Genomic DNA, 15,330 nt, shown 5'->3' with positions numbered 1-15,330 from the left:
GCTCCCCTGACGGCGCTCGACGACCGTGACCGCGATCCCACACTTCTGCGATCAATGAGGTCGCCCGGCCCCGCCGCGGCAAACTCCGGTTGACATCCGCGCCCCGATGAGGCGATGTTATATTATAACATCTTGGCGCACCGGGGACGAACTTCCGCGTCGGGGGCTTGTAACTGCATGAAGTGGTTCCGGTCGAACATCAAACACGGATCGCGGCTCGCGCTGCTCGCGCTCGCGATCCAGTTTGTGATGTCGTTCGGACATCATCACGGCGCCGCGGCGCTCGCGGCACCCGTCGTCGCGGTGCAGGCGAGCGGCCTGTCCACGCCCCTTGCGACCAAAGCCACCGTCAAAGATTCCGCCAGGGCATCGGCCGAGAGGCCAGCCGGGCCCGCGACAGGTCACCATCAGGACAACGATTTCTGCGCCGTTTGCGCCGTCATGGCGCTGGCAGGCACGGTGCTGTTCACCGAACCTCCGGTTTTGCTGCTGCCCGAGGCGTATCATTTTCTCTATCTCACCACCGACGCCGAGTTCAATCACATCAAATCGCGGCACATCGTTTCACAGCCGCGCGCACCTCCCGCCTCCTGACATCGATCATCGGTGATGTTTGCGCGCCTAGCGCAGCGTTGCCGCCAGCTTCGCTATTTGTCTCGATTTCAACGGCCGTCCAACCGCTACACGTGGAAGCCGTGTCAGGACCAACAAATGTCAGTTTCCTCCAATCGTTTTCTCGCGATCGCGCGCCTCGGCGCGGTGTCGTTTCCGGCTCTTGCCATGGCAATCCCCGATCAAGCCTCGGCCCAGACCGCCCTCCCCGGGATCGTGATCAACGCACCCAGCCCGATCGTGCACCGCGCGCGGCCTTCCCATGCGAAGCCCACGCACACGGTCCGCCGCGGCAGGACGACGCCTCCATCCACCCCCCGGCAACCCGAGGTCGCCGCCACGCCGACGCCGCCTTCGCCCCCCGCCGATCTGCCGGGCACGTTGCCCGTGGTGACCGATCAGTTCGCCACCGTGACGGTGGTCTCCAACGACGAGATTCGGCGCAACGGAGCCGCGACGCTGGGCGATCTGCTCAACAACAAGCCGGGCATCACCGGCTCCTCGTTCGCACCGGGCGCGTCGAGCCGGCCCATCATTCGCGGGCTCGACGTCAATCGCGTCGGCATCACGGAAAACGGCATCGGAAGCAACGGCGCGTCCGATCTCGGCGAGGATCATTTCGTGCCGATCGATCCGCTTTCGACCAATCAGGTCGAGGTCATCCGCGGCCCCGCCACGCTGCGCTACGGCTCGACGGCGATCGGCGGCGTCGTCAGCGCCAGCAACAACCGCATTCCCGAAACCACGCCGTGCGCAGCGCCGCTGACGACGCAGACCTATGGCTACGACGTCAAGACGCCGCAATTGTCGACGCCTTCCGGCTGCGTGAGCGTAGAGACGCGAGGGGCGGTCTCGAGCGTGGACCAGGGTCGTGAAGGCGGGGTTCTGCTCGATGCGGGCGGCAACAACGTCGCGATTCATGCCGACGCCTTCGCGCGGCGGACCGAGGACTATGCGATCCCCGGCGGCGTGCAGAAGAACTCCTCGACCGACTCGAACGGAGGCTCGGTCGGCGGCTCTTACCTGTTCGACGGCGGTTTCGTCGGCGCCGCGATCACCCAGAACAACAGCCTGTACCATATTCCGGGCCACGAGGGCGAAGAGGTCGGCACCCGGATCGACGCGCATCAGACCAAGTTCACCGCAAAAGGCGAATACCGGCCCGACGCAGCGGCGGTCGATGCCATCCGGTTCTGGATCGGCGCGACCGACTACAAGCACAACGAACTCGGACTGGCCGATGCGGCCGATCCATCCAGCGACGGCGTGCGCCAGACCTTCACCAACAAGGAGCAGGAAGGCCGGCTGGAAGTGCAACTCGCTCCGTTCGACCTGCGCTTCGCCGCCCTGACAACGGCGATCGGCGTGCAGGCGTCACATCAGGAACTGACCGCGCCGAGCCCGGACGATCCATTAAGCCCGCTCAACGGCCTGTGGGATCCGAACAATAACGCAAAGCTCGCCGGCTACGTCTTCAACGAGTTCAAGTTCAGCGAAACGACCAAGGCCCAGATCGCCGGCAGGATCGAACATGTGAATCTCAACGGTTCGACCCCCAGCATCATCCCCGAACTGTTCGATCTCACCACCGATCCCGGTGCGATCGGCGCCGCAATGCCGCGCGCGCTGAACTTCACGCCGGCGAGCGCCAGCGTCGGCCTGATCCAGGACCTGCCCTGGAATCTCGTGGCCAGCCTGACCGGGCAATACGTCGAACGCGCGCCGAAGCCGGCCGAGCTGTTCTCGCGCGGCGCGCATGATGCGACCGAAACCTTCGACATCGGCAATCCGAACCTCGGCATCGAGACCGCGAAGTCGATCGAGGCGGGATTGCGCCGCGCGGCCGGACCGCTGCGTTTTGAACTGACCGGGTACTACACACGGTTCAACGGCTTCATCTACCGGCGTCTGACCGGCAACACCTGCGACGAAACCGGATGCGCGGCCGGACCCGGCCTGGAATTGCACCAGGCCATCTACTCCCAGACCGATGCCGTTTTCCGCGGCGGTGAATTCCAGTTTCAATACGACGTCTTGCCGGTCTGGAACGGCCTGTTCGGCATCGAGGGGCAGTACGACATCGTCCGCGCGACCTTCACGGACGGCAGCAACGTGCCGAGAATTCCGCCGCAGCGCCTGGGAGGAGGCGTCTACTATCACGACGCCAACTGGCTGGCGCGCGTCAACCTGCTCCACGCCTTCGCGCAGAATGACGTCAGCGGCGTAGAGACGCCGACCGCCGGCTACAACCGGCTGCGCGCCGAGGTCAGCTATACGGCCACTCTCTCAAAGAACGATTGGTGGGGAGCGCAGAAGGTGACGGTCGGTCTTGTCGGCGACAATCTGCTGAACGAGGAGATCCGCAACGCTGTCGCTTACAACAAGGACGAGGTGTTGCTGCCCGGGCTGAACGTGCGGCTGTTTGCGAACGTGAAGTATTGAGTTCGTCTTCGTCATGGCCGGATTTATTTTGGCCATCGACGTCTTTTTCGTTTCGACTGAAATTAGCTAAACACCTGGATGCCCGTGAAAGCACGGGCATGACGGCAGCAACAAACGGCAGATTGTCGGCGGCAAAAGGGCGTCAACCTCAACTTGCCGTCGGCGTCTCCCGCACGAACGTCCAGTCCGGCCGGATCATGCCGGACACCCCCTCGAACGCACCGGGGGCGAGTTCACACACCAAGAGCCGCGCCCGATCGACCGGGCCAGGCATGTCGACCTGCCCTTTCGGAATGACCTTGAAGCCGACGCGGCCGTAATAGGGCTCGTCGCCAACCAGAACCACGAGACGGTGTCCTTTTGTTTTCGCGTCGCCAAGTGCGCGATCGAGCAATGCGCGGCCGATTCCGCGGCCGCGAAACGGCGGCTCGACCGTCAGCGGACCGAGGAGGAGTGCCGGCGTCTCGCCGATACAGACCGGCAACAGCCTGACCGAGCCGACCAGAAGCGTGCCGATGCGGGCGGTGAAGGACAACTCAAGCAGGTGATCGACATGCTCGCGCAGCCGGTAGGCGCTGAGCACGAAACGCCCGGGGCCGAAGGTGCGCTCGTGAAGACGCTCGATGGCTTGCGCGTCGTTCGCAGCCTCGGTCAGAATGGTCAGGGACAGATCGGACATGGGAAAGGCGGGATAGCACCTGCCACGGGCGCGGTCCATCGCCTGCCGCCATTAAGGTGACCGACCGGGATCAGCGCCGCCAGGTGGGTGTCGGCGGCACACGATCGATGATCTCCGCGATCCGCAGCCGCGTGCCGGCCGTGGTCTCCTCCGGCAGGGCATGGGCGGCGAAAAAGCCGCAATCGACGATCTCACGGTTGGGCTCCGGTTTGCGATCCTGCCGGAAGCTCCTGACGATGTAGACCGCGACATGGTCGCGCGGCGAGACGTGGCTATTGAGGAAAATGCCGTGCAACTCGGGTTCGCCGGATATCTCGATTCGACCCTCCTCCATCAATTCACGCTGCAGCGCCGTGCCGAGCGCCTCGCCGACTTCGACACCGCCGCCAGGCAGATGCCAGCCGGCCACATAGCTGTGCCGGACCAGAAACACCCTGTCGTCGGCGTCGAGCACCACGCCGCGCACGCCGAGCGTCATGCCGCGGGCGAACCGCCAATACTGGTGAAACAACCGCCGCAGCACAGGCTCAAACCCAAGGCGCAACCGCTGGACATTCATGACGCGCGCACCTCCGCCGCAGCGATTCGCCGCAATTCACATCCCCATGATCCTTGCATCAAAGCGGTCCTCTTGCCAAAACCTTGGAACATTCCGGGGCAAGAGGCAGCAGTGAAGCAATTTGCGGATTTGACGGAACGCGAGATTCTGGCGCTCGCCATCTCGAACGAGGAAGAGGACAGCCGCGTCTATTACGGATTTGCCGACGGGCTGGCCGAGGCGTTTCCGGCCTCCGCTGCCGTTCTCTCCGGCATGGCGGAGGAAGAGGTTCGCCATCGCGGCAGATTGTTCGATCTCTACCGCGAAAAATTCGGCGACTACCTGCCGCTGATCCGCCGCCACGACGTCAAGGGCTTCCTCAAGCGCAAACCTCTATGGCTGACGCGCCCGCTCGGCCTCGAGGACGTCCGCAAATACGTCCTGGGCATGGAGAAGGAGGCGGCGCGGTTCTATCGCAAGGCGGCGGAAACCACGCGCGATGCGTCGACCCGCGAATTGCTGATCGGCCTCGCCGAGGAGGAAGACAGGCACGATTCGCTGGCCGAGCAACTCACCGCGAAACATCTGACGGAGAAAGTCAAAGCCGGCGAGTCCGACAGCGAGCGCCGTGCGTTCGTCTTACAGTATGTGCAGCCGGGCCTTGTCGGGCTCATGGACGGCTCGGTCTCGACGCTGGCGCCGCTGTTCGCGGCGGCCTTCGCGACCCACAAACCGTTCGAGACCTTCCTGGTGGGTCTTGCGGCGTCCGTCGGCGCCGGCATCTCCATGGGATTCGCCGAAGCGTTGTCGGATGACGGCACATTGAGCGGCCGCGGCTCGCCGTGGATCCGCGGCGGCGTATGCGGGCTGATGACGGCGGTGGGCGGTCTCGGCCACACCCTGCCCTACCTGATCCCGGATTTCTACGCGGCCACCGTGCTGGCGGTCGCCGTCGTGGTCGTCGAACTCGGCGTCATCTCCTGGGTGCGCCACCGCTTCATGGATACGCCATGGTTGCAGGCGACGTTCCAGATCGCGGTCGGCGGCGCGCTGGTGTTTCTCGCCGGAATCCTGATCGGCAGCGCCTAGTGGAGTGATGGCATCACCGTAATGACCGCATTCACACTCGCCCATCTGTCCGATCCGCATCTGGCGCCGCTGCCTCGGCCGCGACTGCATGAACTCGCGGGCAAGCGCGCGCTCGGCTACCTGAACTGGAAACGCGACCGCTACAAGATCCATCGGCGCGACATTGCCGACGCACTGGTCGCCGATATCAAGGCGCAATCACCCGACCACATCGCAATCACCGGCGATCTCATCAATCTCGCGCTTCCGGAGGAATTCACGCAGGCGCGCATGTGGCTCGAGAGTGTCGGCACGCCTGCCGACGTCACCCTCGTGCCCGGCAATCATGACGCCTATGTTCGCGTGACGACAAAACAGACCTCCCAATGGGCCGAATATATGCACGGCGACAGCGCCCGCGCAGGAGCGCCGCTTTCGTTTCCGTTCCTGCGCCGCAGAGGACCGCTGACGCTGATCGGTGTGTCGTCGGCGGTGCCGACCGCCCCGTTCATGGCGACCGGCTGGCTGGGACCCAGCCAGCTCGATGTGCTGGACCGCGGCTTCTCACAGCTTGCCGACGATCCGAACTTTCGCGTGCTGCTGATTCATCATCCGCTGTCTTCAAAAGCCTCGTACAAGCGGCTGACCGACGCGGAGGCGCTGCAGGCGATCATCAGGCGGCACCGCGTCGACCTGATCCTGCACGGACACGATCACATTCATTCCACCATGTGGTTCGAGGGACCGCACGGCCGCGTTCCGGCCATCGGCGTGCCGTCGGCTTCCGCGACGGCTTACCGGCATTATCCGCCCGCCGCCTACAATCTGTTTTCGATCGCGCGAGAAGACGATGCCTGGCGCTGCGAGCAGCGGGTGCGCGGCTTTGCCGACGGGGCGGCAGCCGAGCGGGCGGAGGTCACCGAACTACAGCGGGTCCAGTTGATCTAGAGCATGATCCCGAAAAGTGGAAACCGGTTTTCGGAAAAGATCATGCTCAAATAAAAAGATAGGCTAGAGTCCGGTTCAACGCAGTTGAACCGGACTCTAGCCTGCTGCTCACACCTCACGACCACTTGTGGAAAATAAAGAACGCGCCGAGCGCTATGAACGCGAAGCCGAGCGCATGATTCCAGCCCAGCGGCTGCTTCAGATACATCACCGAGAAGCCGGCGAACACCACGAGGGTAATCACTTCCTGAATGGTCTTGAGTTCGGCCGCCGAATAGGCCGCGCTGCCCCAGCGATTGGCCGGCACCGCGAGCCAGTATTCGAAGAACGCGATACCCCAACTGATCATGATGACCAGAGGAAGCGGGCTCTCCTTGAATTTCAGATGCCCGTACCAGGCGAAGGTCATGAAAACGTTCGAACAGAACAGCATCAGGATCGTCAGGAGCCACGACGGGATCGTGAAGGGCATGGTTTCGGCTTTCGGAAATGGCCGGAGAAGGCGACGACTGCTCGCAGCCGGGCCCAGCGTCAAACGCAACGCAATATGTCGCACGAACTTCTTAAGCACCAAAAACGGAAGTGCCCGACGAGGCTAACTTCCGGTCCGGAAATACGGCTCGACCGTGCCAGTGAGCTTGATGGTCAGCGGATTGCCATAGCGATCCCTGGCGTTGCCGGCAGCGACACGTATCCAGCCCTCGCTGACGCAATACTCCTCGACATTGTTCTTCTCGACGCCCTTGAATCGGACGCCGATGTCGCGCGACAGGATCGCGGCGTCATAGTAGGGACTGCGTGGATCGGTCGACAAACGGTCGGGCAGTTCATCGGTCGCGGTCTGGTCGGTCAAGCAGGGCCTCGATTTCGTTGGTCAGGGCTTTCGGTTTTGTCGTCGGTGCGTGGCGGCCGACGACGTTGCCGTTCCGGTCTACCAGAAACTTCGTGAAATTCCACTTGATCGATGCGCCAAGCAGTCCGGACTTCTCGCGCTTGAGGTATTTGTAAAGAGGGTGCGCATGATCGCCATTGACGTCGATCTTCTCGAACATCGGAAACGTCACGTCATACTTGCGGGAGCAGAACTGCTGGATATCCGCAGGTGATCCCGGCTCCTGCTTGCCGAACTGATTGCAGGGGAAGCCGAGGACCGAAAATCCGTGCGGCTTCATGGTCCGATAGAGTTCCTCGAGGTCCTTGTATTGCGGGGTGAATCCGCAGGCGCTCGCGGTATTCACGATCAGAAGGACCTGGCCCTCGAACTGACTCAACGCGCAAGGCTCGCCAGCCAGCGTGTTCGCGGAAAAACCAAAGACACCGGACATGACACCCTCTCGACCAGGCGGTAACGGGACCGACCATTTTCTGAATCAATGCCGCGTCGAGGACCGATCGACCGAGTCCAGGATGGCTTCGGTAAACGGAAATTCGAGGACGATCTCGCCGGAAGCGTCGGTGACCTCCAGCACGGCGTTGAGAATGGCGCGCTGTTCGCCGTCCGTTTTGAGGATTTCCTGGATCGTCGTCCGCGCGGCGCGCCAGGCATGGTCGGGATCGCGCAGCTCCTCACCCTCCGGATCGAGAATCAGGTCACTGCCGATACGGGTGTTGAAAAAATATCGGGGCATGAACGAACCTCAACGGTAGGAGTACAACCTGTCAACGGCTGTTCTCACAAGTTCTTTATCGGAGAGGGGGATGGGGCGACAAGACCGCCTCGACGGTCTCGATCTCGTCGCAAAAAGTTGCGCCCGCCTCGTGAACTCCTGATGAAGTCGATGGATTGATACCCGAAGCGGCCGACACTTGCGGGTTCGACGACGTGGATTGCCAAGGCTCGGTTTGCCAAGGCTCGGTTTGCCAAGGCTCGGTTTGCCACGGCTCGAATTTGCCATGACTCGGATTTGCCATGACTCGGATTTGCCATGACTCGGATTTGCCATGACTCGCCGAGCCGGTCCAGCAATCTCCGGGCGGGATCAATATCTCTTAAAAAACGTTATTAGAGTGGCAAGCTTCCCTTGATGAGGCCATTTTTTCCCGGCCAAGTTGACAAGCCTCGCCAGCAGACCGGCAAACGCCTCCCCACGCCGTGGCGTCAGAACACAGAAGAACAATCATGAACCCTGTCAGAGAACTCCAGAACCACGGCCAGGCGATCTGGCTCGACTTCCTAGCGCGCGGCTTCATCGCCAAGGGCGATCTGAAACACCTCGTCGACAACGACGGGGTGCGCGGGGTCACCTCCAATCCCTCGATCTTCGAGAAGGCGATCGGAAGTTCTGGCGAATATGACGGCGCAATCGCTCGCATTCTCGCTAAAGGCGATCGATCGGTCGCCGCCCTGTACGAGCAGCTCGCGGTCGAGGATATCCAGCATGCCGCCGACGTGCTGCGGCCGGTCTACGACCGGCTCGAGGGTGCGGACGGCTTCGTCAGCCTCGAGGTCTCGCCCTATCTCGCCAACGACACCAAGGCGACGATCGCCGAGGCCGAGAGGCTCTGGAAATCCGTCAACCGCAGGAACCTGATGATCAAGGTGCCGGCGACGCCGGAGGGCCTGCCGGCTATCCGCCACCTGATTTCCGAAGGCATCAGCATCAATATCACGCTGCTGTTTTCGCAGAAGGTTTACGTCGAGGTTGCCGAAGCCTTTTTGTCCGGGCTTCAGGAGTATGTGCGAAATGGCGGCGATCCCTCGCACGTCGCCAGCGTCGCCAGCTTCTTCGTCAGCCGCATCGACACCGCCGTCGACAAGCAGCTTGACGAGAAGATCGCTCAGGCCAACGACCCCGCGGAAAAACAGCGTCTCGCATCGCTCAAGGGCAAGGTCGCCATTGCCAATGCCAAGCTCGCTTATCAGGACTACAAGCGGTTGTTCGCGGGCGACAGCTGGCAGGCGCTGGAAGCCAAGGGTGCGCGCCCCCAGCGGCTGCTATGGGCTTCGACCGGGACCAAGAACAAGGACTACAGCGATGTCCTTTATGTGGAGGAACTGATCGGCAGGGACACGGTCAACACCGTCCCGCCGGGAACCCTCGACGCCTTCCGCGATCACGGCAGATTACGCGACAGCCTCGAGGAAAATCTCGACGAGGCACAGCACGTGCTCGCCGCGCTGGCGGGCTCGGGAATCTCGCTCGATGCGATCACCCGGCACCTTGTGACGGAAGGCGTTCAGTTGTTCGACGACGCGGCCGACAAGCTGCTTGGCGCAGTCGCGCGCAAGCGTGCGAAAATCTTGGGCTCCGCCATCGGCCACCAGACGCTGTCCCTTGGCTCGGCCATGGCGAAGTCCGTCGAGAAACAGGCGGAAGACTGGCGGGCCGCCGGCACCCTCCGCAAACTTTGGCAACATGACAAATCGGTATGGACCGGCGCCGACGAGAACGAATGGCTGGGCTGGCTGGCAAGCCCTGCCGCGGAATTCGATCGGGCGGCCGACTATGAGGACTACGCGCGGCGGGTGAAGACGCAAAAATTCACCGATGCGGTCGTTCTCGGCATGGGCGGATCGAGTCTCGGTCCGGAGGTGCTGGCGACGACCTTTGCGAAGGCTGCTGGTTTTCCAAGGCTTCATGTGCTGGATTCGACCGACCCCGCCCAGATTCGCGCGCTGGAAGCGGCGATCGACGTCGCAAGAACCGTCTTCATCGTCTCCAGCAAGTCCGGGAGCACGACCGAGCCAAATGCGCTGAAGGACTATTTTCACGCGCGAGTGGCGAAAGCGATCGGCGCCGACAAGGCCGGCCATCGTTTCATCGCGGTTACCGATCCCGACTCCTCGCTCGACAAGGAAGCGGCAAAGCTTGGCTATGCGCGCACCTTCCATGGCGATCCCGCGATCGGCGGCCGTTATTCGGTGCTGTCGCCCTTCGGACTGGTCCCTGCTGCGACGGCGGGAATCGGCGTGACCGAATTGCTCAGGAATACCCTCGCCATGGTGAGGTCCTGCGGTGCAGAAGTGCCTCCGCACGACAATCCCGGCGCCCAGCTTGGCCTTGCGATGGGTCTCGCCGGCCGCGAAGGCCGTGACAAGGTCACGATCCTGTCGTCCCCGAAGATTGCTGATTTCGGAGCGTGGGCCGAGCAACTGATCGCCGAATCGACCGGCAAGGAGGGCAAGGGCCTGATTCCGATCGATGGCGAACCGCTTGGCGATGCAAGCTTTTACGGCAAGGATCGTTTCTTCATCGATATCCGCACGGCGGACGAAGAGGATGACGCTCACGAGGAAAAATTGCAGGCGCTCGAGAATGCCGGACATCCGGTCGTTCGGATCGTGATGGATTCGGTCGATCAACTCGGCCAGGAATTTTTCAGGTTCGAGATGGCAACCGCCGTCGCCGGCGCCATTCTCGGCATCAACCCGTTCAATCAGCCCGACGTTGAATCCGCCAAGATCAGGACCCGTGAGCTGACGACGGCATTCGAGAAAACCGGCAGGCTGCCGCACGAGGAGCCGGCGGTTTCCATCGCGGACTTCGATCTCTATACCGATGCCGAAAATGCGCGCGCCTTGCGTGACAAGGGCGCGAATGGCGACCTGTCGTCATGGCTCAAGGCGCATTTCGCGCGCGCGGAGCCCGGCGACTACGTCGCGCTGCTGGCCTATCTCGCGCGCGACGACGAACACATCAGTGATCTGCAGCGGATGCGCCTCGCCGTCCGCGACCGGAAAAAAGTCGCCACCTGCGCCGAGTTCGGCCCGCGCTTCCTGCATTCGACCGGACAGGCCTACAAGGGCGGCCCCGACAGCGGCGTCTTTCTCCAGATCACCGCGGACGACGCAAAAGACCTGAAAATTCCCGACCGGAAAATAAGCTTCGGCGTCATCAAGGCCGCGCAGGCGCGCGGCGATTTCGATGTGCTCACCGGGCGCGGAAGACGTGCGCTGCGCGTACATCTCAAGGGCGATCTCCGATCCGGCCTATCGCGACTCGGCGACGCCATCACCCGGGCGCTGGATTAATCCGGATCCCCGCGCGCTCTCACGACGGCGATGAGCGCAGCATACTCACGCAAATGCGATCCCGCACCGGGAACCAATGATCTTCCGGTGCGTATGCACGGTACCTTACCTTTATCCAGTACGGATCGTCGGTTCGTTCGAACGTCCCACCCCGTCCGAATCTTCCTAGAATCCCCCCGAGGCGGTGTTGCAACACACCCTGAAACGCAAGCATCATATCCCTCCAGACAGCGCGTGGAATGTCCGCACCACGCGTTGGCGTACGTATGGAGGATCGGACCAATGCAGATAGGCATGATCGGCCTGGGCCGAATGGGGGCCAACATCGTTCGCCGGCTGATGAAAAAGGGAGGTCATCAGACCGTCGTTTACGACAAGAATAACAAGACCGTCGCCACAATCGCCAACGAGGGAGCAACGGGCGCGAGCGATCTCGAGGACTTTGTCCGCAAGCTCGATAGACCGCGCGCGGTATGGATCATGCTGCCCGCTGGCGCGATCACCGAAACGACCATCGATACCATCGCCAAGCTGCTCGAGCGCGACGACGTGATTATCGATGGCGGCAATACCTTCTGGCAGGACGATATCCGTCGGGCCAGGACACTGCGTGAAAAAGGCATCCATTATGTCGATGTCGGCACCAGCGGCGGAGTCTGGGGTTTTGAGCGCGGCTACTGCATGATGATCGGCGGCGACAAGGCCGTCGTCGACCGGCTCGATCCGATTTTTGCCGCGATGGCGCCCGGCCGCGGCGACATTCCGCGAACGCCGAGCCGGGATGGCCGCGATCCGCGCGTCGAACAGGGGTATCTTCACGCGGGACCTGTCGGAGCCGGCCATTTCGTCAAGATGGTGCATAATGGAATCGAATACGGCCTGATGCAGGCGTATGCCGAAGGCTTCGACATTCTCAAGAACGCCAATATCGAGGCGCTGCCCGAAGATCATCGCTTCAAGCTCGATCTCGCCGACATCGCCGAGGTCTGGCGTCGCGGCAGCGTCATTCCGTCCTGGCTGCTCGATCTGACGGCGGCCGCGCTCGCCCGCAGCGAGACGCTCGAAGCCTATTCGGGATTCGTCGCGGATTCCGGTGAAGGCCGCTGGACCGTCAATGCCGCGATCGACGAAGCCGTCCCCGCCGAAGTGCTGACTGCGGCGCTGTTCGCGCGATTCCGCTCGCGCCAGCAACACACCTTTGCCGAAAAAATCCTGTCAGCGATGCGCGAAGGGTTCGGCGGGCACAAGGAGCCCGGCGAAGCCGAATCACAGGGGAGCACCGGGTCCTGATGACGGTCGCAAGCAACAAGCCGCCCAAACCGGAGCCCTGCTGCTTCGTCATCTTCGGAGTCACCGGCGACCTCACCCATCGCCTCGTCATTCCCGCACTCTACAATCTTGCCGAATCCGGCCTGCTACCGGAGCAATTCTGCATTGTCGGCATCGTCCGCAAGCAGATGTCGGAAGACGATCTTCGGCAAAGCCTGATGGAAGGTCTGAACAAGCACGCCACGCGAGCCGTCAAACAGGACGTTGCGCAAAAGGTGCTTCGCTGCCTGACCTGTCTCGAGGCCGACCCCTCCGATCCCGCCTCATTCGACACCTTGAGTAAGGCATTCGAAAAACTCGAGACGGAAAAGGGAACGTGCGGCAATCGTCTCTTCTATCTTGCGGTCCCGCCGGCCGCCTTTGCGCCGATCACCGAACAGCTCGGCCGCGTCGGCCTGCTGCGCGAACAGCACGGCGCCTGGCGCAGGCTGGTGGTGGAGAAGCCGTTCGGCACCGATCTCGCATCGGCCAAATCCCTCAACAGCAAGCTGCTCAAGATCGCCAATGAGCATCAGATCTACCGAATCGATCATTATCTCGGCAAGGAAACCGTCCAGAACATTCTGGTCCTTCGCTTCGCCAACGGCATGTTCGAGCCGATCTGGAATCGCAATCACATCGACCATATCCAGATCACCGTCGACGAGAAGCTGTCGGTCGGCCATCGCGGCAGTTTCTATGACGCGACCGGAGCATTGCGGGACATGGTGCCGAACCATCTGTTCCAGTTGCTGTCGCTGGTGACGATGGAGCCGCCGCGCCGTTTCGAAGCCCACGCGGTGCGCTCGGAAAAAGCGAAGGTGCTCGCCGCAATCCAGACCCAGAGCCCCGAGGAGGCGCTCCGCAACTCGGTGCGCGGACAATATCGCGCCGGCGAGGTCGGGGACGAGGCGATCGGCGATTATCGCAAGACGCCCGAGGTGAAACCCGACAGCACCACGGAAACCTATGCGGCGCTCAAGCTGACGATCGACAACTGGCGATGGGCCGGCGTCCCCTTCTACCTGCGAACCGGCAAGGCCCTCGGCCTGAAGCGCACCGAGGTAGCGATCAAGTTCAAGCAGGCGCCGTTCGCGATGTTCCGCTCCACGCCGGTGGATCGGCTGTCGCAAAACTACCTCGTCATCGGTATCGAGCCGGCCGAAGGCATCACGCTGCAATTCAACACCAAGATTCCCGGCCCCACCATCTCGATCGATGGCGTCGAGATGAAATTCCGTTACAAGGACTACTTCAACGCGGCGCCGAGCACGGGCTATGAAACGCTGATCTACGATTGCATGATCGGCGACAACATCCTGTTCCAGCGCGCGGACGGCGTGGAAGCCGGCTGGCAGGCGGTGCAGCCGTTCCTCGACGCCTGGAAGAAGGCTGGAGCCGATGGTCTGGTCAGCTACAAGGCAGGCAGCGAAGGTCCCGCCGAAGCGAACGAGTTGCTCGCGCGCGACGGCCGCCACTGGCGCAAGCTGACATGACGTCCACCACGGGCGAGCGCAGGTTTCAGGTGCTTCCCGATGCGCAGGCGGTCGCGACGGAAGCCTCCGCGCACCTGATCGCCCGAACCGAAAATCAGGAACGGCCGGCGATATGCCTGACCGGCGGCTCCGGCCCGAAAGCACTCTACGCACTGCTGGGGAGTCGGGACTATCGCTCGCGCATCGCCTGGGATCGCGTTCACTGGTTCGTCGGCGACGAGCGTTTCGTGAGCGCCGACGACCCGCGCAACAACATGACGATGGCCAGAAGCATTTTCCTCGACCGCTGTGCTCCGCCCGAGAATATCCATCCCGTTCCGACCGATGCGGCCGATCCGGATCAGGCGGCCCGGCTTTACGAGCGCGAACTCCAGATTTTCTACGGCGCGCGCCATCTGGATGTTGCGAGGCCGCTTTTCGACCTTGTCCTGATGGGGCTCGGACCGGACGGACACACCGCGTCGCTGTTTCCGGGAGACAAGGCGCTCGATGAAGCCGAACGCTGGGTCGTCGGCGTCGACCATGCGCACGTCGAACCCCTCGTTCCCCGCGTTACCCTGACGCTTCCGGCGCTGGCGTCCTCGCGCGAGATGCTGTTCCTCGTCAGCGGCGAAGCCAAGCGCGACGTCTTGTCGAAAATCACGTCGGGAGCCGACCTGCCCGGCGCGCGCGCTCATTCCAATGGCGTCACGACGTGGCTCACCGATGCGGCGGCCGCCGGGCGGCCGGCGTGAGCACCGATCCGGGCTCCGGCTTTTGCGCGCTGATCATCATGGGCGTCTCCGGATCCGGCAAAAGCACAATCGCGGACGCGCTGGGGCGGCGACTGGGATGGATCGTGGAGGATGCCGACCGGTTTCACTCCAAGAGCAACATCGAGAAAATGAGCGCCGGCATTGCATTGACCGACGAGGACCGCTGGTCGTGGCTGCGCGCCGTCGCCGCGGAGATCGGGCGCAACCGCGCAAGCGGCACGAGCATCATCATGGCTTGCTCCGCGCTCAAACGCGCCTATCGTGATATTCTCGTGAACGGTCATCGCGACACCCGCATTGTCTACCTGCGCGGCGACAAGGACCTGATCGCGAGCCGCCTCAAAGCCCGGCTCGCCCATTTCATGCCGCCGGGGCTGCTGGAGGACCAGTTCGACACGCTGGAGGAGCCGGCGGCCGACGAGCGGCCTATCGTCGTCGACATCGACGCGACGGTAGACGACATCGCCGATCGAATCGTGACCATGCTCGAGCCGGACCAGAAAATCTCATGA

At 62.6% G+C, this 15,330-nt stretch carries 15 protein-coding genes; 9 read left to right on the top strand and 6 right to left on the bottom strand.

Annotated elements, in window-relative coordinates:
• The first annotated feature begins 177 nt into the window (after positions 1-177).
• Complete coding sequence (locus BGN91_RS05440) at positions 178-594, top strand: DUF2946 family protein (protein ID WP_292611222.1); 417 nt, start codon at positions 178-180, stop codon at positions 592-594.
• 117 nt (positions 595-711) lie between these two features.
• Positions 712-3,054: a TonB-dependent receptor gene (locus BGN91_RS05435; RefSeq protein ID WP_292611221.1), complete on the top strand. Its 2,343-nt coding sequence runs from the start codon at positions 712-714 to the stop codon at positions 3,052-3,054.
• A 148-nt stretch (positions 3,055-3,202) separates the two neighbouring features.
• On the opposite strand, the gene BGN91_RS05430 is transcribed toward BGN91_RS05435, so the two are convergent.
• Both BGN91_RS05430 and BGN91_RS05425 read right to left on the bottom strand, forming a co-directional pair.
• Positions 3,203-3,733 carry an N-acetyltransferase gene (locus BGN91_RS05430; protein ID WP_292611220.1) on the bottom strand — a complete coding sequence of 177 codons (531 nt, stop codon included), beginning with the start codon at positions 3,731-3,733 and terminating at the stop codon, positions 3,203-3,205.
• A 70-nt stretch (positions 3,734-3,803) separates the two neighbouring features.
• Positions 3,804-4,292, bottom strand: a complete 489-nt coding sequence (locus BGN91_RS05425; protein ID WP_292611218.1) for an NUDIX domain-containing protein — start codon at positions 4,290-4,292, stop codon at positions 3,804-3,806.
• A 111-nt stretch (positions 4,293-4,403) separates the two neighbouring features.
• Between BGN91_RS05425 and mbfA the strand changes: the two genes are divergently transcribed.
• The gene (gene mbfA, locus BGN91_RS05420) at positions 4,404-5,360 is read left to right on the top strand and encodes an iron exporter MbfA (protein ID WP_292611216.1); all 957 of its coding nucleotides are present in this window, start codon (positions 4,404-4,406) and stop codon (positions 5,358-5,360) included.
• A 21-nt stretch (positions 5,361-5,381) separates the two neighbouring features.
• A complete protein-coding gene (locus tag BGN91_RS05415) occupies positions 5,382-6,287 on the top strand; it encodes a metallophosphoesterase (RefSeq protein WP_292611214.1) in 906 nt (301 codons plus the stop codon).
• A gap of 115 nt (positions 6,288-6,402) precedes the next feature.
• On the opposite strand, the gene BGN91_RS05410 is transcribed toward BGN91_RS05415, so the two are convergent.
• The 4 genes from BGN91_RS05410 to BGN91_RS05395 all read right to left on the bottom strand — a co-directional run bounded on the left by BGN91_RS05410 (position 6,403) and on the right by BGN91_RS05395 (position 7,915).
• Positions 6,403-6,759: a DMT family protein gene (locus BGN91_RS05410; RefSeq protein ID WP_292611213.1), complete on the bottom strand. Its 357-nt coding sequence runs from the start codon at positions 6,757-6,759 to the stop codon at positions 6,403-6,405.
• Between the two features lie 123 nt (positions 6,760-6,882).
• On the bottom strand, positions 6,883-7,140 hold the full coding sequence (locus BGN91_RS05405; RefSeq protein ID WP_292611210.1) for a DUF3297 family protein: 258 nt from the start codon (positions 7,138-7,140) through the stop codon (positions 6,883-6,885).
• Positions 7,115-7,612, bottom strand: coding sequence for a glutathione peroxidase (locus BGN91_RS05400; RefSeq protein WP_292611208.1), 498 nt, complete (start codon positions 7,610-7,612; stop codon positions 7,115-7,117). Before BGN91_RS05400 ends, BGN91_RS05405 begins: the two co-directional genes overlap by 26 nt.
• Positions 7,613-7,657: 45 nt before the next feature.
• Positions 7,658-7,915, bottom strand: a complete 258-nt coding sequence (locus BGN91_RS05395; RefSeq protein ID WP_292611206.1) for a hypothetical protein — start codon at positions 7,913-7,915, stop codon at positions 7,658-7,660.
• Positions 7,916-8,406: 491 nt separating this feature from the next.
• On the opposite strand from BGN91_RS05395, the gene BGN91_RS05390 reads away from it, so the two are divergent.
• The 5 genes from BGN91_RS05390 (at position 8,407) to BGN91_RS05370 (ending at position 15,330) form a co-directional block, all read left to right on the top strand.
• Positions 8,407-11,259, top strand: a complete 2,853-nt coding sequence (locus BGN91_RS05390) for a bifunctional transaldolase/phosoglucose isomerase (RefSeq protein WP_292611204.1) — start codon at positions 8,407-8,409, stop codon at positions 11,257-11,259.
• Between the two features lie 282 nt (positions 11,260-11,541).
• The gene (gnd, locus tag BGN91_RS05385) at positions 11,542-12,549 is read left to right on the top strand and encodes a phosphogluconate dehydrogenase (NAD(+)-dependent, decarboxylating) (RefSeq protein WP_292611202.1); all 1,008 of its coding nucleotides are present in this window, start codon (positions 11,542-11,544) and stop codon (positions 12,547-12,549) included.
• Positions 12,549-14,063: a glucose-6-phosphate dehydrogenase gene (zwf, locus tag BGN91_RS05380; protein ID WP_292611200.1), complete on the top strand. Its 1,515-nt coding sequence runs from the start codon at positions 12,549-12,551 to the stop codon at positions 14,061-14,063. The genes gnd and zwf overlap by 1 nt, the downstream gene beginning before the upstream one ends.
• Positions 14,060-14,797: a 6-phosphogluconolactonase gene (gene pgl / locus BGN91_RS05375; RefSeq protein WP_292611198.1), complete on the top strand. Its 738-nt coding sequence runs from the start codon at positions 14,060-14,062 to the stop codon at positions 14,795-14,797. The genes zwf and pgl overlap by 4 nt, the downstream gene beginning before the upstream one ends.
• Entirely contained in the window at positions 14,794-15,330 is a 537-nt protein-coding gene (locus BGN91_RS05370; RefSeq protein WP_292611196.1) for a gluconokinase, read from the top strand. The genes pgl and BGN91_RS05370 overlap by 4 nt, the downstream gene beginning before the upstream one ends.

Source organism: Nitrobacter sp. 62-13, from assembly GCF_001896955.1.
Classification (GTDB): Bacteria; Pseudomonadota; Alphaproteobacteria; order Rhizobiales; family Xanthobacteraceae; genus Nitrobacter.
Note: the sequence above shows the minus strand (reverse complement) of the source record. Positions and strands in the feature narration are given on the sequence as shown.